Source organism: Janthinobacterium sp. GW823-FHT06H09, from assembly GCF_058794735.1.
In genome coordinates, this window is sequence record NZ_JBXAHC010000010.1 from 199,798 (window position 1) to 219,257 (window position 19,460).

Genomic DNA, 19,460 nt, shown 5'->3' on the forward strand with positions numbered 1-19,460 from the left:
CTTAGCGGGGCAGGGCGCCCTGCGTGATTTTTACCTTGACCCGGTAGGTGGGCGCGGCCGCGTCCAGGGCGGGCGGCGTGGCCGGATCGACGTCGAGCAGGGTGAACGTCAGGTGGTTGACGGTCACGGAGCTGGCGGCGCCGGGCATGGACTCGGACAAGACGATATCGGTGGCGCCCGCGCTGTTGAGCAAACTGAAACTGTAGCTGACGTAGCCTTTCCACACGCACACGGCGCCCTTGCGGCAGCGGCTGTCGTTGACGCGCTCGAGTTTCAGGGTATCGGTGGCCGTGATGGCGACCTGTTCGCCCGGCGAGAGCACGTGGGTGACGCTGCGCGGCGTGTTTTCCGCGTCGCCGGCGCTGCCGGCCGCGCCGCAGCCCGCCAGCACGGCCAGGCAGGCGATGAACAAGGGTAACAACCACGTTCGGTACGATTGATGTAGATAGTGCATGTTTTTCCTTTCAGGTGGAGCGTCCCGGCGTGGCGTCCACGCGTGGGATGAAAATGATAATAACAAAATGATATTTTTCTGGCGCACTATTGGCGCGCTGCCGATGAATTGACGCGCCGGCCACGCGGCGCGCCGATTACTGCGTAGAATGGCTGTTTTGAAAATCAGGAAACAACCATGAAAAAAACCGACCTGGCCAAAAGCGATGCCAAGAAACTGATGGGAAAGATGAATGTTCCCGGCGCCGGTGCATTCGGTAAGGAAGCGGTGGTCGTCGACCGCCGCGAGCAGCGCAAGCGCGATCAGGCGCTGGGCCTGGTGCCGTTCGCCGTTAAGCTGAACAGCGATCTGGTGTTGCAATTGCAGACCCTGGCCAAGGAGCGCGGCGTGGATCTGAATGAATTGGTCGCCGAGCTGATCACCAAGGGCTTGGCTGCAGCATAAGGGCTGACAATGTTTATCTGTTGATAAATATCATTTATAAAACTAAAAGGCGCCTTGCGGCGCCTTTTGCATTGCGGCATTGCTTTCGATTACACGTAGGCCGCCAGGGCGCCCTTCATTTTCTTCAGCGCCGCCACTTCGATCTGGCGGATGCGCTCGGCCGATACGCCGAACTCTTCCGCCAGCGCGTGCAGCGTGGCACCGGAGCCGTCGTCGTTGGCCAGCCAGCGCGCTTCGATGATGCGGCGCGAACGGGCGTCCAGTTTGGACAAGGCCGTTTCCAGGCCTTCCGATTGCAGGCGCGTCACTTGTTCCGCTTCCAGCACCTTGGTCGGCTCGCTTTGCTCCGACGACAGGTAGGCGATCGGCGAAAACTTGTCGTCTTCATCGTCGGTCGGCGATTCCAGCGCGATGTCGCGGCCGCTCAAGCGCGTTTCCATTTCGATCACTTCTTCGCGCTTCACGTCGAGCAGCTTGGCCAGCGCATCGATCTGTTTCGGCGTCATCGCATCGAGGCCCGTCTTGTGGCTGCGCAGATTGAAGAACAGCTTGCGCTGCGCCTTCGTCGTCGCGACCTTGACCAGGCGCCAGTTTTTCAGGATGTACTCATGCATCTCGGCTTTCACCCAGTGCATGGCGTACGACACCAGGCGCACGCCCTGGTCCGGATCGAAACGTTTCACGGCTTTCATCAAGCCGATATTGCCTTCCTGAATCAGGTCGGCATGCGGCAAGCCATAGCCCAGATAGCCGCGGGCAATCGAGACCACCAGGCGCAGGTGCGACAGCACCAGTTCTTGCGCGGCGGCCAGGTCATTTTTTTCGCGCAGGCGTTTCGCCAGCGAAATTTCTTCGTCGTGGGTCAACATGGGCAGACGGTTCACGGCCGAAATATAGGCGTCGATATTGCCCAGATTGCCAGTGAACCCGAGGCCCAGCGCATTACTTTTGGTCGGAACCAATGCGGATGTTGCGGACATCATAGTCATGTTTTCTCCCTCGTAGTCTTGCTTTGTTCCAGTTGGCCACATCACACGATGTGGCCCGATTGTCTGTTCTGTTTTGCGTATTCGGTCTTGCACTTTGCAGATCGCGGCACCATCTTCATCTGGCGTCCATGGCGGTTCTGCTGTTGGTATGTCCCTATATTAGCACTCTCTGCCTGAGAGTGCCAATCAGCACATTTAATCGTCCTGATAGCCTAAATACTATGGTGATTTAATGCTTGATATATATCTCTGAACAGCGCGAGATAGCGCTTTACGACAACGTAGCCAGTCTACGGCCTCTGGCTGAAGCGAGCCTTAAGAATACTTGCTAAATATCAAGATAACAGCAGATGGGGATGGCGAGGCGCATGGCGGCGCCAGGAGCGCCGCCATGGAAAGGAAGGTCAGTTCAGGCGCGCCAGGTGGCGCTGTACGCAGAGGAAGGCGCCGATCAGGCCGAGGCCGGCGCTGACGGCCAGCAAGCCGGCCATCGGCAGCGGTGCCAGCGGCACCAGCTGGAATTCGGACGCATACAGGCGGGCAAACTCGGCAATCGCGGTATTGAGCGGCTGCAAGGCCAGCGCCACGGCACCCAGCGCCAGCGCACCGGCGCACAGGCCCAGCAGGGCGCCCGTGTAATAGAAGGGGCGGTGGATGAAGGTGTCGGTGGCGCCGATCAGTTTCGAGATGCTGATTTCATCGCGCTGCTGCATCACTTGCAGGCGGATGGTATTGAAGACCACGGCGATGACGGCCACGCCCAGGGTGATGGCCAGCAGCAGCAGCACCAGGCGCAGCACGCCCAGCAGGGCCGCCAGACGCTTGACCCAGGCCGAATCGACTTGCGCCGATTCCACGCCCGGCAGGTGGCGCAACTGTTCCGCCACGGCATCGACATCCTGCGCTTCGCTGGCGCTGCTGAAGGCGTCGAGTTTCAGCACATAGCTGTCGGGCAGGGGATTGTCGCCCAGGGTGCTCAGTACGTCGGCCAGGCCGTTCTTGTTCTTCAGCGTATCGAGCGCCTGTTCGCGCGGGATGAAGACGATCTTTGCCTTTTGCTCGCCGACGATCTTGCGCATGGCGATGGCCAGGGCCACGGCTTGCTCGCGCGGCGTGTCGATCTTCAGGAAAACGCTGATTTCCGGGTCGACCGACATCTGTTCCGACATCGGGCGCACATTGTCGAGCATGGTCAAGCCGGCGAACGGCAGCGACAGGGCGATGGCGACGACGAGCACGTTCAACAGGAAGCCGCCTGGCGACTTGCGCAAGTGAATCAGCGCCGAACCGAGCGCGAAGCGGTGTTGACGGAACCAGCCTCTCATGCCTGTTCTCCCTGCGCGTCGTCCGCATCGGGGGAGGGGGCGAAATCGGGATCGGGCGGCGCGAAGACGGGCGCCTGCGTGGCCTTGTCGATGGCGACCAGCTGGCCGTTCTTCAGGTGGATCACGCGGGCGGCGGCGTCGAGCATCTGTTCGTCATGGCTGGAAATGAGGCAGGTCACGCCCACCGAGTGGAATGCTTTGAGGGCGTCGAGCACCTTGTTGGCGCTGGCGCGGTCCAGGTTGGCCGTCGGTTCGTCGGCCAGGATGATCTGCGGCCGGTTGACGATGGCGCGCGCGATCGATACGCGCTGCTGCTCGCCGCCCGACAGCGACAGCGGACGCGCCATGGCGCGGTCCAGCAATCCCACCTTGTCGAGCGCGGCGCGCGCGCGCTGCTCGGCGGCAACTTTATGCGCGCCGACGACGAGCAGCGGCAGCATGACGTTGGCCAGGATGGAGCGGTCGTTCAGCAGTTTTTGTTGCTGGAAGATCAGGCCCATGTTACGGCGCAAAAACGGCACGCCGGCCGGCTTGATCTTCGCCATGTCCTGGCCATTGACGATCAGCTTGCCCGACGTGGGGCGTTCCATGGCGGCGATCATTTTCAGCAAGGTGGACTTGCCGGCGCCGGACGGGCCGGCCAGGAAGACCAGCTCGCCCTTGGCAATACTGAGCGAAATGTCGCTGAGCGCCACGGCGTCGGGGGAGTATTGCTTGGAGACGTGCTGAAATTCAATCATGTATAGGCTTATCCGAGCAGCGCTTCGACAAATTCGGCAGCCACGAAGGGCTGCAAGTCTTCAATTTTCTCACCGATGCCGATGAAATACACGGGCACGGGGCGCACGCGGGCAATCGCCGCCAGCACGCCGCCCTTGGCGGTGCCGTCCAGCTTGGTGATCACCAGGCCGCTCAGCTGCAGGGCATCGTCGAAGGCCTTCACTTGCGTGAGGGCGTTCTGACCCGTGTTGCCGTCGATGACGAGCAGGGTTTCATGGGGCGCGCCCTCCATGCCCTTGCCGATCACGCGCTTGATTTTCTTCAATTCTTCCATCAAGTGCAACTGCGTCGGCAGGCGGCCGGCCGTGTCGACCATGACCACGTCGATGCCGCGCGCCTTCGCCGATTGCACGGAGTCGTAGGCCACGGCGGCCGGGTCGCCCGATTCCTGCGAAATCACGGTGACGTTGTTGCGCTCGCCCCAGACCATCAGCTGCTCGCGCGCGGCGGCGCGGAAGGTGTCGCCCGCGGCCAGCAGCACGGACTGGTTGTTCGACTGCATGTGCTTGGCCAGCTTGCCGATGGTGGTGGTCTTGCCCGCGCCGTTGACGCCGGAAATCATCATCACCAGCGGCTTGTGGCGGCCCAGCTCGAAGCGCTTTTCCAGCGGCGAGAGTAGCTCGATCAGCAGCACTTTCAGCGCGGCCTTGACGGCGGCTGCGTCGAGCAGCTTGTCTTCCTTGACCTTTTTCTTCAATTCCGTGAGCAGGAATTCGGTGGCGTCGATGCCGGCGTCGGACATCAGCAGCGCCGCTTCCAGCTCTTCGTACAGGGCGTCGTCGATCTTCGCGCCGACGAACAGCACGGACAAGGTGTTCGAGGTTTTCGACAGGCCCGCCTTCAGGCGCGTCATCCACGATTTTTTCTCGGGTTCGGCGGCCACGACCACGGGCACGAGCTCGGCCGGCGCGCCGCTCAGGGGCGTAGCGGCTGGCTGCGGTGCGGGCGGCGTGGCGGGAAGGACGAGGGGCTCGGCTGGCGTGGCCTCGGGAGCGATGGGTTTTTTCTTGAAGAAACTAAACATGGATGTGTGGTGGCGGGTGCTGACCTAAGGCCCGGCGGCGCCGGACACTGTGTTACGGGCTATTCTACCAGAGCGCGCCCGGCCCTTCATGCTTTACTGTTCGATTGGCAACATTGCGTGCCTATCCACGGAGATCGCCGCAGTTGCCGCGATTTTCAACGGGTTCAATGCGTTTGCAGGGCCAGCGCCTGGTGGCGGCGGCGCCAGTCGGCGATGCTTTCGTCGACTTGCCGCAAGTCCAGCACATGCAGGAAAGAAGGGGGCTGCTTGTACAGCACGGGACTGCGTCCCCCTGCCCACAATTCCATGCTTGGCGGCAAGTTCGCATGCAGTTGCTGCAGGCTGTCGCGCGTCTGCCGCTGCTTGCTGGCGCTGGAAAACGACAGCGCCACGATATCGGCCCGCTGCGCGCGCGCGGCCGCGACGATGTCCGTCAGCGGCGTTTCCACTCCCAGCGACATGCAATGGGCGCCCGCCGCCGCGCACAGCGCCTCGGCCATCAGCAGCCCCAGGCCATGACGCTCCTGCGGCAAGGTACTGAGCACGATGCGCGGCGTGCGCGTCGATGGGCTGCTTGCCTGCGGCAGGGAAAAGATGGCGTGGCGCATCACCGTTTGCAAGGTTTCGCTATACAGATGCTCTTCATACACGGCCAGGTCGCCGCAAGCCCATGCCTCGCCCACCATGCCCGTCAGGGGGGCGATCACGTCGATGGTGAACGCTTTCAAGCCCAGCACGGCCAGCGCCTGGCGCAGGGCGTCACCCAGTTCTGCCATCTGGTGGCCGCGGCACAGCGACAGGTAGTGTTCGAGCTGCGGAGGCGGCGTTGACGGCGCCGCACTGCCGGCGCTGGCCAGCTGCTGCAGTTGCACGGTGCTGTGCTGCATGATTTTTCCCGGACGAAAGCCGAGGTCCAGCAGGCGCTTGACCATGCGCAACTTCTGCACTTGCTCGGCCGGGTAGCTGCGCTCGCCAAAGGCGTCGCGCTGAGGCTGGGGAAAAGCGTAGCGGCGCTCCCAGACACGCAAGGTTTCCTTGGCCAGCCCGGTATCGCGCTCGACATCGCTGATGCTGAAGGCGGAAGTAGGTTGCAGGTCAGTATCCATACCAGGGGCTTGCTCGCATGCCAAAAAGAACGTGGAGTGCATTTTACGCCTTCCGCCGCCCCGGACCAAATAGCTGAATCCGATTGGAAATTGCCGACGTATAAGTTGTGGAACGGCCGAGGGCGCTCATTGACATAAATCAATATTTCATCGATTATCCATGAGGCTCGTTTTGTCCAGGACAAACTTAATACAGGTGTACTCATGAAAATTGCCGTCGTCGGAGCAGGAATTGCAGGTTTGTCGTGTGCCTATCGCCTGGCGCAGGCGGGCCAGGACGTTACCTTGTACGAGGCGGGCGACTATTTTGGCGGCCACAGCCATACGGTCGATGTCACGCTCGATGGCGTCACGCATGGTGTCGACACGGGTTTCCTCGTGTTTAACCACGCCACCTATCCGAACCTGGTGCAACTGTTTGAGGAACTCGGTGTCGAGGCGGCCGACAGCGACATGTCGTTTTCCGTGAAGATGCCGCTGGGCACCTCGTCCGATGCCCGCGTGCTGGAATGGGCGGGCGCCAATTTCGATACCGTGTTCACGCAGCGCAGCAATCTGTTGCGCCCCGCCTTCCTGCGCATGCTGCGCGATATCGTGCGCTTCAACCGCCAGGCCAGCGCCCTGGCCATGGCCAGCGTGCCGGCGCCGGCCATGTCGCTCGGCGAGTTCCTTGATCTGCACAATTATGGCGACGAGTTCCGTCACTGGTATCTGTTGCCCATGGCCGCCTGTATCTGGTCGTGCCCGGCGCGCCAGATGCTGGCCTTTCCGCTGGCCACCTTCATTCGTTTTTGCGACAACCATGGCTTGCTGCAAGTAAGCGACCGGCCGCAATGGCGCACGGTGCGGGGCGGCTCGCGCGTGTACGTGGAAAAATTGCTGGCAGGCATTGCGCAGCAGCGCCTCGCGTGCCCCGTGCTGGCCGTGCGCCGCCAGGCTCACGGGGGCGCGCGCATGGTCGAGCTGCATACGGCGGCCGGCGTCGAGCATGCCGATCACGTGGTACTCGCTTGCCACAGCGACCAGTCGCTGGCCCTGCTGGCGGACATCCGCGACGACGAGCGCTCCGTGCTTGAAGCCGTGCGCTACCAGCCGAACCGGGCCGTGCTGCATACGGATGCGTCTTGCCTGCCGCAGCGCCGCCGCGCCTGGTCGGCCTGGAATTACCAGGGACGGCCGGCCGCGCAGGAGGGCGAATCGCCGCAGGTATGCGTGCACTATTTGCTGAACCAGCTGCAGCCGCTGCCGTTTACGACACCCGTCATCGTCTCGCTCAATCCGCTCGACGAGCCGGACCCGGCCAAGGTCATCGACGCGTTTTCGTATGCCCACCCCGTGTTCGATGGCGCGGCCATTGCGGCCCAGGCGCGCCTGGCCGGTTTCCAGGGCGCGCAGCACACGTGGTTTGCGGGCGCCTGGACGGGCTATGGTTTCCATGAAGACGGTTTGAAGTCGGGCCTTGCCGTGGCGCAAATACTCAATGGCATGGCGGCGGCGGAGCTCGGCCATGCCGCGTAATTCATCGCCGTCCGTGCCGCCGCAGCCCCAGCTGTGTCTGGGGCGGGTGCGGCATGCGCGGCTGCGTCCGCGCGCGCATGCTTTCAGTTACGGCATGTTTTATCTGCGCCTGCCCTTGCGCAGCCTGGGCGCGCACGATTTTCCTGCCCGCTTGATCTCGCGCAACGGCGCCAATGTGCTGTCCTTCCGCGACAGCGACCATGGCGATGGCACGACGCCGCTGCTGGAGTGGATCGACGGCTTGCTGCGCCAGCAAGGCGTGCTCGACGCGGGCGGCGAAATCTGGCTGCAAACCATGCCGCGCATGTTCGGCTATGTGTTCAATCCCGTCAGCTTCTGGTTTTGCCACCGTACGGATGGCGCCTTGCGCGCCGTGGTCTGCGACGTGCGCAATACCTTCGGCGAGCGCCACCTGTACCTGCTCGAGCAGGGCGGGCCCATCGCGTATGGCAGCGAGTTGCGCGCCAATAAGATTTTCCACGTGTCGCCGTTTTGCAAGGTGGAAGGGCATTACCGCTTCCGTTTCCTGCGCAACACTGAAAAGGATGGCGAGCGCCACCTGGCCCGGGTCGATTACGACGACCTTGACGGTCCTGTTTTGCAGACGAGCTTGTCCGGTACGGCGCAGCCGCTGCGCGATGGCGCCATCGCCTGGGCTCTGCTGCGCTACCCGCTGATGACGTTTGGCGTGATGGCGCGCATCCATTGGCAAGCCTTGCGCCTGTGGCTGCGCCGCGTGCCGTTTTTCAGCAAACCCCACCCTCCACAAGAAAAGGTGTCCCGATGAGCTCCGACTCCCTGCCGACCGGCCTGCATGCGCGCAGCAGCGCGTGTCCCGCGCACTTGCCCGACCACACGCACCTGGATATGCCCGCTTCCGGGCGCATGATCGTGCGCCTGCTGCAAAAATTACAATATGGCGCCCTGCGTCTGCGCACGCCGGATGGCAGCATCTTGCTGTACGGCGACGGCAGCCACCCCGTCACCCTGGACTTGTACAATTGGCGCCTGTGTTCCGCCGTGTTGCGCTCGGGCGATATCGGCTTTGCGGAAACGTTTATCGCCGGCGACTGGCGCACGGACAATTTGCCGGGTTTGATCGAGCTGATGATACGCAACCGGGCGCAGATCGAGTCCTTGATCTACGGCAACTGGTGGGGCAACCTGGTCTACAAGCTGCGGCATTTGCTCAACCGCAATTCGCGCGCCGGCAGCAAGAAGAATATCCACGCCCATTACGATATCGGCAATGCCTTTTATCAGTTGTGGCTGGATCCGTCGATGACGTATTCGAGTGCGCTGTTTGCCGAAGGCGCCAGCCTGGAGCAGGCGCAAGGGGCGAAATACCGGCGCATCGCCGATCAGCTGCAACTGCGGCCAGGCGCCAAGGTGCTGGAAATCGGCTGCGGCTGGGGCGGTTTTGCGGAAACGGCGGCGCGCAGCTACGGCGCCCACGTGACGGGCCTGACCTTGTCGACCGAGCAGCTGGCGTATGCGCGCCAGCGCCTGCAGGACGCGGGGCTGGCGGCGCAGGCCGACCTGCAGCTGTGCGATTACCGCGACAGCGCAGGCCAGTACGACGCCATCGCCTCGATCGAAATGTTTGAAGCCGTGGGGCAAAGCTACTGGCCCGGCTATTTCGCCTGCGTGGCGCGCAACCTGAAGCCGGGCGGCCGCGCCTGCATCCAGACCATCGTTATCGCCGACGACTTGTTCGAGCGCTACAGCAAGAGCACGGATTTCATTCAACAGTATATTTTTCCTGGCGGCATGCTGCCGTCGCCGGCCGAGTTCCGCCGCGCCGCCGAGGCGCGGGGCTTGCGCGTGGAAGACGCCTTCCGCTTTGGCCTCGATTACGCGCAAACCCTGCGCCAGTGGCGCGCCAGCTTCCTGGCCCAGCGCACGGCGCTGGAAAAGCAGGGTTTCGATGGCCGTTTCCTGCTGACCTGGGAGTTTTACCTCGCGTATTGCGAGGCCGCCTTCCAGGCGCACAACACGGATGTAATGCAATTTACTCTGGTGAAGGACTGACCATGCGCCGCTTGCTTGCCACTGTTGTGCTGTCATTGGCCATGTTGGGCGCCGCGGCCGCGCCGCCTGTCTTTGTCGCTGCCGACGTGCCCGAGGCCCGGCTGGCGGGGGAGGGCGAATACACGTGGTTCGGCATGCGTATTTATCGGGCACAACTGTGGGTAGGACCGCAGGGCTACCAGGGCGCGGCGTCCGAAACGGCGCCGTTTGCGCTGGAATTGCGCTACGCACGTTCGCTCGATGGCAAGAAGATCGCCGAAGCCAGTTATGAACAGATGCAGAAAATCGGCGCCGGCACGCCGGAGCAGCGCCTGGCCTGGCTGTCCACCATGCAGCGCATCTTTCCTGACGTCAAAGAGGAGCAGCGTATCGCGGGCGTCTACCGGGCCGGCATCGCGCCCGGCGTGCGCTTTTATCTCGATGGCAAGGTGCTGGCCGACGTGAGCGATGGCGATTTCGCGCGCGCGTTTTTTGCCATCTGGCTCTCGCCGTCGACCACGGCACCCAAGCTGCGCGCGGCCTTGCTGCAGAATGCGGCGCCGCTGCCATGAACGCCGGGGCCAGCGTGTTGAGCTTGCCGGCCTTGTTCAGCTACGGCCTGTTCGGCTTGCCGCTGGCCATGCTGGCGCTGCCCATCTATATCTATGTGGCGCCGTTTTATGCGCAGCGCAGCAACCTTGACCTGGCGCAGATCGGCGCCGTGCTGCTGGCGGCGCGCATCGCCGCCGCCTTCATCGATCCGGCCCTGGGCGCCTGGATGGCGCGTGGCGGGCGCAGTTATGCCATGCTTGTCGGCGCCTCGCTGCCCTTGCTGCTGCTGGGCTTTGGCGCGCTGTTCCATCCACCGCCGATGCCGCAAGAGGTTACCCTGGCCTGGTTCCTGGCAGCCTTGCTGCTCGTCTACACGGCCTATGGCCTGGCCGGCATCGCGCACCAGAGCTGGGGCGCGGCGCTCACCCAGGCGTCCACGCAGCGGGCGCGGGTGGCGGCCGTGCGCGAAGGCTGCGGCTTGCTGGGCGTGATCCTGGCGGCCGGGCTGACTTCCGTGCTCGGCTATGACGGCTTGTCGCTGGCCTTTGCCGTCTGCTTGCTGGCGGCGGGGGCGCTGCTGCTGGCGCACGCCCCGCGTCCGGCCTTGCGCAGCGCCGGGGAAACGTTACCCGGCAATGGCTGGAAGCTGCCGTTTCGCCAGCGCGCGTTTCGCTGGCTGTTTGCCGTCCTGCTCGTCAATGGCGTGGCGGCCGCCATCCCCGCCACCCTGTTCCTGTTCTTTGCCGGCGACTATTTGCGCCTGGGGCATTACGCGGGACCGTTCCTGATCGTCTACTTTTGCGCGGCGGCCGCCTCGATGCCCGTGTGGGTGGCCCTGGCGCGCCGGTTTGGCGAAGCGCGCGCCTGGGGCGGCGCCATGCTGCTGGCCGCGACCGTGTTTGTCTGGACATATGGCCTGGGCGCGGGCGCCACCTGGGGCTTTGCCGCGATTTGCCTGCTCTCGGGCCTGGCGCTGGGCGCCGACCTGGCCTTGCCGCCGGCCCTGCTGGCAGGGCTGATCGGCGCGGCCGGCCATGCCGGGCGGCACGAAGCGGCATATTTCGGCTGGTGGAACTGGGGCGTGCAAATGAGCCTGGCGCTGGCGGCCGGCATCGCCTTGCCCCTGCTGGCCTGGCTCGGCTATGTGCCTGGCAACAGCAGCGGCGGTTTGCCGGCCCTGGCTGCCGCCTACGCCTTGCTGCCCTGCGCCTTGAAACTGCTGGCGGCGCTGCTGCTGTGGCGCGCGCCGCTACAACATATATATAGTGAACCCGGGGAGTATCGACCATGTACCTGATGAAATGCTGCCGGCGCGGCATGACGGCCGCCGCCTTGCTGCTAGCGCTGGCCGCCTGTTCCACGCCGCCCACGCCCGCCACTTACGCGCATGAAACACCCAAGCTGGACCTGCAACAGTACTTCAACGGCACGCTCGACGCCCACGGCATCTTCCAGGACCGCTCCGGCAAGGTCGTGAAACGCTTCACCGTCGTGATGCGGGCCAGCTGGGCGGGCGAGACGGGTACCCTGGACGAGGATTTCACGTATTCGGACGGCAGCCGCCAACGGCGCATATGGACCTTGCGCAAGACGGCGCCCGGGCGCTTCATCGGCACGGCGCCCGACGTGATCGGCGAGGCCGTCGGCGAAGTGGCCGGCAATGCCTTGCGCTGGCAATACGTGCTGGCGCTGCCCGTCGATGGCACGGTCTACCACGTCGACTTCGAGGACTGGATGTTCCTGATGGATGACAAGGTCATGCTGAACCGCGCCGCCATGAGCAAGTTCGGCTTCAGCCTGGGCGCCGTCACTTTATCGTTCAGCAAACGTCCGCAGGCGGCCCCATGAATCGCAAGATCACCAGCTGGGCCGGCAAGCATGTGTGGATCATCGGCGCTTCCAGCGGCATCGGCGCTGCCTGCGCCACCCTGCTGCTGGAGCAGGGCGCCAGCGTGGCCTTGTCGGCGCGTCACCGCGCCAGCCTCGAGCAGTTGTGCGAGGGGCAGCCGCTGGCGCAGGCATTGCCGCTCGATGTCACCCAGCACGCGCAGCTGCGGGCCGTCTGCGTAGAGTTGCAGCGGCAGTGGACGCATATCGACCTGATACTGGTGGTCGCTGGTGGTTATCAGGCCATGCGCGCCGATGGCTTCGACCTTGAGGCGGCGCAGGGCTTGCTGGCCCTGAATGTGGGCGGCGTCTTCAATTGCCTGGAGCAGGCCTTGCCGTGGCTGTTGCGCCAGGGCAGCGGCGGCATCGGCATCGTCGCCTCGGTGGCCGGCTATGGCGGCTTGCCCAAGGCGCTCGCATATGGCGCCAGCAAGGCTGCGCTGATCAATCTGACGGAGTCGCTGTATCTGGACCTGCATCCACGCGGGATTGATGTATATCAAATCAACCCCGGTTTTGTCGCCACGCCTTTGACTGCGGACAACGATTTCACCATGCCGGCCCTGATGACGGCGCAGGACGCGGCCGCCGCCATGCTCGATGGCATCGAGCGGGGGCAGTTTCACATCCACTTTCCCAAACGCTTTACCAATACCCTACGCCTGGCGCGGCTGTTGCCGTACCGCGCCTATTTCTGGCTGATCCGCAAGGTGACGGGCGTATGAGCACAAGCATGCTGGACACGGAAGGCGTGGAACAGGCGCTGGCGCGTCTGGTGGCATTTTACGAGCACCTGAGCCTGGAACGCCTGGCCCAGCTGGGGGCCGTGTACGCGCCGGACGCCCATTTCAAGGACCCGTTCAACGAGGTGAAGGGGCATGCCGCCATTCTGGCCATCTTCGAGCACATGTTCGTGCAGGTTGATGCGCCCCGGTTTGTCGTGCTGGAAAGCCTGGGGCAGGGGCAACAAGCCTTTCTGACCTGGGAGTTTCGCTTCCGCATGAAACGACTGGTATCTGGCGAACAATGCATACGCGGCGCCACACATGTGCGCTTCGATGCGCAGGGACGGGTGCTCGTGCACCGCGATTATTGGGATGCGGCGGAAGAGTTGTATGAAAAACTGCCGTTGCTGGGCTCTTTCATGCGCCTGCTCCGGCGCGCAAGCCAGCGTTAAAGCTTGTTTCTCTATGCTTTTAAGAAAAAAATGCAAAAAAGAGAAAGTAAAGATGTGAAATGGGGCCGCTGAAAACTTGATTTCGGTCAAAGTGTCGTTTTTTAGACACAAAAATATCAAAATATTGAGAAGGCAACATTGTAAGAAATTGTTTCAAGTGATGCGCAATTTGCAAGCAAGAGTCGTACTCATCCGTTCCAATCGGATGGTGGAAGCGTGGTCTGAAAAACATGGAAAACATTTCTATGTGAGCAATTTAAATTACCGGAAAGTCAGTAATTGTGTTGATACTCTGCCTATTTTTTTGACGCGTGCGCCGACGTCGAAAATAGCGCCTACGCCCCTGAATAATGCGGCAACGCACCAAAAATGGGCGCATGCATTCCCGTTTTTGGGCATTCGGCAGCAAACATTGCCGATGCCGTGTATGCTTCGTCCCGTTTATCCATTATCGCCTGACAAATTGTGCGCTTTGTCGCGTAAATCTTGGAGGGCAAATGAGGGGTAAAGCATGTTGACGTTTTAATCACTCGCCTGATACTGTTGCACTAATACAACGGGTGTGGACTAGGCATGCGCTATGATGGAATGGTCAATCAGGCCAATGCATTGGTTGGCAAGGGGCACTGGCTCTGTCGCGTAGTACGGTTGGCGATGGTCGGGATGCCTGAAAAAGCCCCCGGCCTGGTACCGGAAGTAACATGTTGGAACTTGATGGAATGTGAAACGGTCGTTATAGTGCCGCTTCCGGTGCCGTTTGAGCACCGAACCGGCGCACGAATAACGGTCGTTATGCAGCCTTCAAGCTTATCGGTGCAATAGCGTGCCGATACCGATATGAATGTTCCTCTGACCGGAACAGCAATGTGGCAGGTGGAGACCTTGCCCTCACTCATAAAAAGCGCTCTGCTAGAGCGCAGCTCGAGATGCATAGGCTGTATTACTTTTTGCTTCAAAAATTAAAGGAAATCGCAATGAAAAAAACTCTGATCACCCTGGCAGTTCTGGCAGCAGCCACTGGCGTAGCCCAAGCTCAATCGAGCGTTGTTATCTACGGTACCGTTGACGCTGGTTTCGTCAGCGAGCGCGGCGGTGTTAACGGCAACGTTAACAAACTGGACAGCGGCATTGCTTCGGCTTCCCGTATCGGCTTCAAAGGCACCGAAGATCTGGGCAGCGGCCTGTCGGCACTGTTCGTTCTGGAATCGGGCTTCGGCGTTGACAACGGTCAACAAGACGTTGCAGGCAGCTTGTTCAACCGTCAAGCTTACGTTGGTCTGAGCAGCAAAACGACCGGTACCCTGACCCTGGGTCGTCAATACACCCCTTGGTACAACACCCTGTCGAAAGTTGCTGATCCATTCGCAGCTGGCTACGCTGGTTCCGCTAAGAACCTGTTCCCATCGAACACCCGCACCAGCAACACCGTGCTGTACACCTCGCCAAACTTCAACGGCTTTGACGCTGACGTGGCTTACACCTTCGGCGAGCAAGCTGAGTCGAACAAAATCGGCCGCAAAATCGGCGCGTCGGCTGGCTACTCGAACGGTCCTTTGAACGCTCGTATCGCTTACAACAACACCAGCAACGACACCGCAACGACCGAAACCGGTAGCGGCCGTAACTGGTTGGCTGCAGCTAACTACGACTTCGCAGTTGCTAAAGCTTACATCGCATACGGCGCAAACAAAGGCCAAAACAGCGCCATCCGCAACAACGGCAATGTTAACGCGTTTAACTACACTTCGGCTGGCTACAGCACCGACAGCAACAACATCCTGGTCGGCGCAACCGTACCTGTTGGCCCAGCTGGCACCGTAATGGCTTCGTTCATCCGCACGAACGACAAAACCGCTGCTAACGCTGATGCTGATCAATGGGCACTGGGCTACTCGTACGCTCTGTCGAAGCGCACCAGCACCTACGCTTCGTACGCTAAAATCAAGAACAAAAACTTCGCTGGCTACACCGTTGGTAACAACAGCAATGTTGGTACGGGCGACAAAGCCTTCAACGTTGGCGTTCGTCACTCGTTCTAATATTCGCGCAAGCGAAGCTTAGTACCGCTGCCAGCATCCCTTCGGGGATGCTGATAAGCAAGGAAACGCGCTGTCTGGCTTCGGCCTGGCGGCGCGTTTTTGCATTGGCGGCGCCAGTTATAATGGCGCCGTTACCCAAGTAAAGGAATGCCATGTATTCATTCACCTCGCCGCGCCTGGCCACCATGCTGGCCGCCATGCTGGCCGCGCTGCTGCTCGCTGGCGCCACGGGCGCCGCTGTTGCCGCCGTCAAGGGCAAGAAGCCGGCCGGACTGGAGCGCTATGGCGTGGCCGTCTATTCGGACCTGTGCCTGCAAAAGGATAGCGGCGAAATCGGCGGCCAGCGCGTCACCCTGCACCGCTTTGCCGAGGCCGATTCCGTCATCTATGAATTCACGGCAGGCGCCCTGAGCTGGCCTATCGTGGCCAACGACGTCAACCTGGACGCCGCCACGGGCGCTTTCGACTTCACCATCGCCGGCGCCGACAGCGAGGAACGCACCATCGTCGGCAAGTTTTCCAAAGACGGGCAGACCCTGACCCTGGAAGGTGATTATTGCGGCGGCGACGTGCGCATGCCGATGAAACTGAGCCGCGTGCGCGATTTCGGCCGTCCCCTGAAAAACTGCACGCCATGCCCGGCGGTGCCGGAAGCGCCGGCCGAGGCGGCGCCGGCCCAGGAAAGCGCGCCAGCGCCTGCCGCCTGAGCGATCGCCGCTGTCAGCAAGAAAAAGGCCCGGTATCGACCGGGCCTTTGTTATTTCTCGCCTTGCAAGAGGCTTATTTGGCCGCCTGCGCCTTTTCCGCATTCGCGCGGATGGTGGCCAGTGTCGCGTTCGGCGTGATCAGGTTGCCGTCGTAGCGCAGTTCGATCAGGGCCGGCAAGTCGTGCGCCCTGGCATGCGCCAGCGCCCGCTGCAGGGCAGGGGCAAACTCTTCCGTCGTATTCACCACTGCGCCATGCGCGCCATATGCCTGCGCCAGCGCCGCAAAATCGGGGTTGTGCAGGGTCGTGCCCGACACGCGGCCCGGGTAGTCGCGTTCCTGGTGCATGCGGATGGTGCCGAACATCTGGTTGTTGAAGACGATGATGACCACGCCCGCCTGGTATTGGACGGCCGTGGCCAGTTCCTGGCCATTCATCATGTATTCGCCATCGCCGGCGAACGTGATCACGGTGCGCTCCGGGTGCACGATCTTCGCCGCCACGCCGGACGGCACGCCGTAGCCCATGGCGCCGTTCGTCGGCGCCAGCTGCGTGCGCATGCCGCCGTAGCGATAAAAACGGTGCGCCCACGAGGCGTAATTGCCGGCGCCGTTCGTCACGATGGTGTCGGTCGGCACCTGCGCCATGATTTCCTGCGTCACCTGCCACAGGTCCAGCGGCGCCTGGCCATCGCGGAAGATGGGCGGCTGCTCCTGGTAGGCGGCCAGCTCGGCCTTCGCTTCCGCGGGCGTATGTTTCCACGCGGAAGCATCGACGGGGGCCATGGCGGCCAGCATGGCGCACACTTGCGGCATGCCGCTGTTGATCATCAGCTCGGCCTGGTAGACGCTGCCCAGCTCCTCGGCGTCCGTATGGATGTGCACCAGGCGCTGGCGCGGCACGGGCGAGTCGAACAGGGTGTAGCCGCCCGTCGTCATTTCGCCCAGGCGCGGGCCGATGGCGATGACCAGGTCGGCATTTTTTACGCGCGCGGCCAGTTTCGGGTTGATGCCGATGCCGACGTCGCCGATGTAGTTCGGGTGTGCATTGTCGAGCAAGTCCTGGAAGCGGAAGGCGCAGGCGACGGGCAGGTGGTTGCTTTCCGCGAACTGCTGCAGGTCGGCGCACGCTTGCGGCGTCCAGGTGGTGCCGCCGAGCAAGACCAGCGGCTGCTTCGCCGTCGCCAGCATGGCGCGCAGCTGCTGCAGCTGGGCGTCGGACGGCGCCGCCTGCACGCTCCGGTAGGCGCGCGTGTCGGCGACAGTCGCCATGGAAATGAGCATGTCTTCCGGCAGGGCCAGCACGACGGGGCCGGGACGCCCGCTGGTGGCGACCTGGAAGGCGCGCGCCAGGTATTCGGGGATGCGCTCGGCGCGGTCGATCTGCGCCACCCACTTGGCCATCTGGCCGTACATGCGGCGGTAGTCGATTTCCTGGAACGCTTCGCGGTCGACGAAATCGTTGCCCACCTGGCCGATGAACAGGATCATCGGGGTGGAGTCCTGGTAAGCCGTGTGCACGCCGATCGAGGCGTTGGTGGCGCCCGGACCGCGCGTGACGAAACAGATGCCCGGCTTGCCCGTCAGCTTGCCGTAGGCTTCGGCCATGAAGGCGGCGCCGCCTTCCTGGCGGTTGATGATGAAGCGGATGCCCGAGTCGTGCAGGGCGTCGAGCACGTCGAGGTAGCTTTCGCCAGGTACGCCAAAAGCGGTGTCGACACCGTGGATCTGCAGGGCATCGACCAGGATCTGGCCGCCGGTACGGGGTTGTTGCGTCATGTTCGGCTCTTTATATTCTAGTTGGGTGGCAAAGAAATGGGGCAAGCGGTGTGCATGCGCCTGCATGCAGGCGGCTTGCCCCATTCATTCTATGTGAGCCGATTTGGCCCGGCTTTTGAAATGGCGACACCGAATTACACAATCCCCCGGGCCGGAGCCCGACGCGGGGCCCGGCGAGCGGTATCGTTCCCGCACAGGCCTTTTTGCAGAAACATGCTGCGGCGCGGTACAATGGCGGGTGAAGCAGGCCAGACAGTCGCTGGCCGGCGCAGCAATGCGCTGGCGGGAGGAAGGTCCGGACTCCATAGAGCGGGGTGACGGTTAACGGCCGTCCGTCGAAAGCCGCAAGGTATAAGGCGAGGAATAGGGCCACAGAGACGAGCGTATTAAGTTACGGTGAAACGCGGTAACCTCCACCTGGTGCAATTTCAAATAGGCACGCGATGATGCTGCTCGCGGAGCGTGCGGGTAGAAAGCTTGAGCGCCCGAGTAATCTGGCGCCTAGAGGAATGACTGTCATAGCGCCAACCTGCAAGGGAAGGCGCCGTAACAAAATCCGGCCTATCGGCCTGCTTCACTTGAATTCCTGCCCCTGGCTTGCCGGGGAGTATCTTGGTCACCGCAGTTTGCATGCTGCGCACCAAGCAAAAGCCCCCGCAACGGGGCTTTTTTTGTTTCTAAAAATAGTGCAGCGAAGATAAAGTTGTATAGACAACTAAAGATGGGCAATTGGTTAAAGTTTCTTGGTTCTAATTAATTGCTGCAGTGCAAAAATATTTTTCCTGCGTCAGGCCAGGCCCGGAAAACAGGGCAGGTATGCGCCATGGGCAAGTGTTTTTTGCGTTAAACCAAGTCTTTCTCTGCCGCTGCTGGCCGTTGTGCCTGCATGACGAAAGTATTGTCATGTGTCAACTAACTGTAAAAAATTCAATTTTTTGATTTCGTTTTTTTCGATGTTTACGGTAGGAAAACACATGTGTGCAGATGAGGTAGCACATTCACTATCTTTCATAAGTATCTAATTTATCGATATATTTTTATTTGAGACTCCTTCAACGATCTGCGCTAAGTCCTTAATTTCATTAATAAAATTCCTGTTTTGCCAATCGGAAACCGCTTGACCACTATCTTTGCTTCCTCTAAAGTGGGCAACTGTGTGAAAAAGTGTGTTTTTGTGGGAAATTTTCCCTTTCCATCGCGATGCGCAAGCGTTGCAAGCCAAGCTCAAAAAAAGGTCTTCCGTGTTTCAAGGCGCGTCCGCAATCAATCTCGATGCCAAAGGCAGGATGTCTATCCCTGCCAAGCACCGTGACGCGCTGGCGATTCAATGCGAAGGCCGTTTGACGCTGACCAAACACCCCGATGGCTGCCTGCTGTTTTTCCCCCGTCCCGTTTGGGAAAGCCACCGCCAGCAGATCGCCGCCTGGCCCATGTCGGCGCGCGCCTGGCAGCGCATCTTCCTCGGCAACGCCGTCGACGTCGAGCTGGACTCGGCGGGCCGCGTGCTGATCTCGCCTGAATTGCGCAATGCCGTCGGGCTGGCGCGCGAAGTGATGATGATCGGTATGGGCAGTCACTTTGAAATATGGGATGCCGCCAAATTGGCCGACAAAGAACAGCAGGCGATCGATGCCGGCACCCCCGATGTACTTTCCAATTTTTCTTTCTAAG

The 19,460-nt window shown here is 61.7% G+C and carries 19 protein-coding genes and 1 other RNA gene; 13 read left to right on the top strand and 7 right to left on the bottom strand.

Going from position 1 to position 19,460, the window contains the following annotated elements:
* Nucleotide 1: 1 nt before the first annotated feature.
* Entirely contained in the window at nucleotides 2–454 is a 453-nt protein-coding gene (locus AC1Q6X_RS18955) for a hypothetical protein (RefSeq protein ID WP_070222524.1), read from the bottom strand.
* 177 nt (nucleotides 455–631) lie between these two features.
* Here AC1Q6X_RS18955 and AC1Q6X_RS18960 point away from each other — a divergent pair, with 177 nt between their 5' ends.
* Nucleotides 632–898 (top strand): hypothetical protein, encoded by a 267-nt coding sequence (locus AC1Q6X_RS18960; RefSeq protein ID WP_070222522.1) that lies wholly within the window; start codon nucleotides 632–634, stop codon nucleotides 896–898.
* 89 nt (nucleotides 899–987) lie between these two features.
* Here AC1Q6X_RS18960 and rpoH read toward each other — a convergent pair whose 3' ends face one another.
* The 5 genes from rpoH to AC1Q6X_RS18985 form a co-directional block, all read right to left on the bottom strand.
* Entirely contained in the window at nucleotides 988–1,881 is an 894-nt protein-coding gene (gene rpoH, locus AC1Q6X_RS18965) for an RNA polymerase sigma factor RpoH (protein ID WP_070222520.1), read from the bottom strand.
* A 410-nt stretch (nucleotides 1,882–2,291) separates the two neighbouring features.
* Nucleotides 2,292–3,212, bottom strand: coding sequence for a permease-like cell division protein FtsX (gene ftsX / locus AC1Q6X_RS18970; protein WP_492498134.1), 921 nt, complete (start codon nucleotides 3,210–3,212; stop codon nucleotides 2,292–2,294).
* The gene (locus AC1Q6X_RS18975; protein ID WP_070312921.1) at nucleotides 3,209–3,952 is read right to left on the bottom strand and encodes a cell division ATP-binding protein FtsE; all 744 of its coding nucleotides are present in this window, start codon (nucleotides 3,950–3,952) and stop codon (nucleotides 3,209–3,211) included. Before AC1Q6X_RS18975 ends, ftsX begins: the two co-directional genes overlap by 4 nt.
* Before the next feature lie 8 nt (nucleotides 3,953–3,960).
* Nucleotides 3,961–5,016 (bottom strand): signal recognition particle-docking protein FtsY, encoded by a 1,056-nt coding sequence (ftsY, locus tag AC1Q6X_RS18980; RefSeq protein WP_070222514.1) that lies wholly within the window; start codon nucleotides 5,014–5,016, stop codon nucleotides 3,961–3,963.
* Between the two features lie 164 nt (nucleotides 5,017–5,180).
* Nucleotides 5,181–6,122, bottom strand: a complete 942-nt coding sequence (locus AC1Q6X_RS18985; RefSeq protein ID WP_230506317.1) for a MerR family transcriptional regulator — start codon at nucleotides 6,120–6,122, stop codon at nucleotides 5,181–5,183.
* Nucleotides 6,123–6,326: 204 nt separating this feature from the next.
* On the opposite strand from AC1Q6X_RS18985, the gene AC1Q6X_RS18990 reads away from it, so the two are divergent.
* From AC1Q6X_RS18990 to AC1Q6X_RS19035, 10 genes are all read left to right on the top strand, one after another.
* Nucleotides 6,327–7,640, top strand: a complete 1,314-nt coding sequence (locus tag AC1Q6X_RS18990) for an NAD(P)/FAD-dependent oxidoreductase (RefSeq protein ID WP_492498135.1) — start codon at nucleotides 6,327–6,329, stop codon at nucleotides 7,638–7,640.
* Nucleotides 7,630–8,427: a DUF1365 domain-containing protein gene (locus AC1Q6X_RS18995; protein WP_492498136.1), complete on the top strand. Its 798-nt coding sequence runs from the start codon at nucleotides 7,630–7,632 to the stop codon at nucleotides 8,425–8,427. The genes AC1Q6X_RS18990 and AC1Q6X_RS18995 overlap by 11 nt, the downstream gene beginning before the upstream one ends.
* A complete protein-coding gene (locus AC1Q6X_RS19000) occupies nucleotides 8,424–9,671 on the top strand; it encodes a class I SAM-dependent methyltransferase (protein WP_492498137.1) in 1,248 nt (415 codons plus the stop codon). Before AC1Q6X_RS18995 ends, AC1Q6X_RS19000 begins: the two co-directional genes overlap by 4 nt.
* Nucleotides 9,672–9,673: 2 nt before the next feature.
* Nucleotides 9,674–10,222, top strand: coding sequence for a chalcone isomerase family protein (locus AC1Q6X_RS19005; RefSeq protein WP_070312918.1), 549 nt, complete (start codon nucleotides 9,674–9,676; stop codon nucleotides 10,220–10,222).
* Nucleotides 10,219–11,499 carry an MFS transporter gene (locus AC1Q6X_RS19010; RefSeq protein WP_492498138.1) on the top strand — a complete coding sequence of 427 codons (1,281 nt, stop codon included), beginning with the start codon at nucleotides 10,219–10,221 and terminating at the stop codon, nucleotides 11,497–11,499. The genes AC1Q6X_RS19005 and AC1Q6X_RS19010 overlap by 4 nt, the downstream gene beginning before the upstream one ends.
* Nucleotides 11,490–12,050, top strand: coding sequence for a DUF3833 domain-containing protein (locus AC1Q6X_RS19015; RefSeq protein WP_121668497.1), 561 nt, complete (start codon nucleotides 11,490–11,492; stop codon nucleotides 12,048–12,050). Before AC1Q6X_RS19010 ends, AC1Q6X_RS19015 begins: the two co-directional genes overlap by 10 nt.
* Nucleotides 12,047–12,814, top strand: coding sequence for an SDR family NAD(P)-dependent oxidoreductase (locus AC1Q6X_RS19020; RefSeq protein WP_492498139.1), 768 nt, complete (start codon nucleotides 12,047–12,049; stop codon nucleotides 12,812–12,814). The genes AC1Q6X_RS19015 and AC1Q6X_RS19020 overlap by 4 nt, the downstream gene beginning before the upstream one ends.
* A complete protein-coding gene (locus AC1Q6X_RS19025) occupies nucleotides 12,811–13,266 on the top strand; it encodes a nuclear transport factor 2 family protein (RefSeq protein WP_121668499.1) in 456 nt (151 codons plus the stop codon). Before AC1Q6X_RS19020 ends, AC1Q6X_RS19025 begins: the two co-directional genes overlap by 4 nt.
* A gap of 974 nt (nucleotides 13,267–14,240) precedes the next feature.
* On the top strand, nucleotides 14,241–15,305 hold the full coding sequence (locus tag AC1Q6X_RS19030; RefSeq protein ID WP_492498140.1) for a porin: 1,065 nt from the start codon (nucleotides 14,241–14,243) through the stop codon (nucleotides 15,303–15,305).
* 152 nt (nucleotides 15,306–15,457) lie between these two features.
* The gene (locus AC1Q6X_RS19035) at nucleotides 15,458–16,012 is read left to right on the top strand and encodes a hypothetical protein (protein WP_492498141.1); all 555 of its coding nucleotides are present in this window, start codon (nucleotides 15,458–15,460) and stop codon (nucleotides 16,010–16,012) included.
* Between the two features lie 73 nt (nucleotides 16,013–16,085).
* Here the strand turns inward: AC1Q6X_RS19035 and AC1Q6X_RS19040 are convergent, their stop codons facing one another.
* On the bottom strand, nucleotides 16,086–17,789 hold the full coding sequence (locus AC1Q6X_RS19040; protein ID WP_492498142.1) for a thiamine pyrophosphate-binding protein: 1,704 nt from the start codon (nucleotides 17,787–17,789) through the stop codon (nucleotides 16,086–16,088).
* A gap of 240 nt (nucleotides 17,790–18,029) precedes the next feature.
* On the opposite strand from AC1Q6X_RS19040, the gene rnpB reads away from it, so the two are divergent.
* Both rnpB and mraZ read left to right on the top strand, forming a co-directional pair.
* Nucleotides 18,030–18,369, top strand: an RNA gene (rnpB, locus tag AC1Q6X_RS19045) — RNase P RNA component class A.
* Between the two features lie 661 nt (nucleotides 18,370–19,030).
* Nucleotides 19,031–19,459, top strand: a complete 429-nt coding sequence (gene mraZ, locus AC1Q6X_RS19050) for a division/cell wall cluster transcriptional repressor MraZ (RefSeq protein WP_034748899.1) — start codon at nucleotides 19,031–19,033, stop codon at nucleotides 19,457–19,459.
* The last annotated feature ends 1 nt before the right edge of the window (nucleotide 19,460 follow it).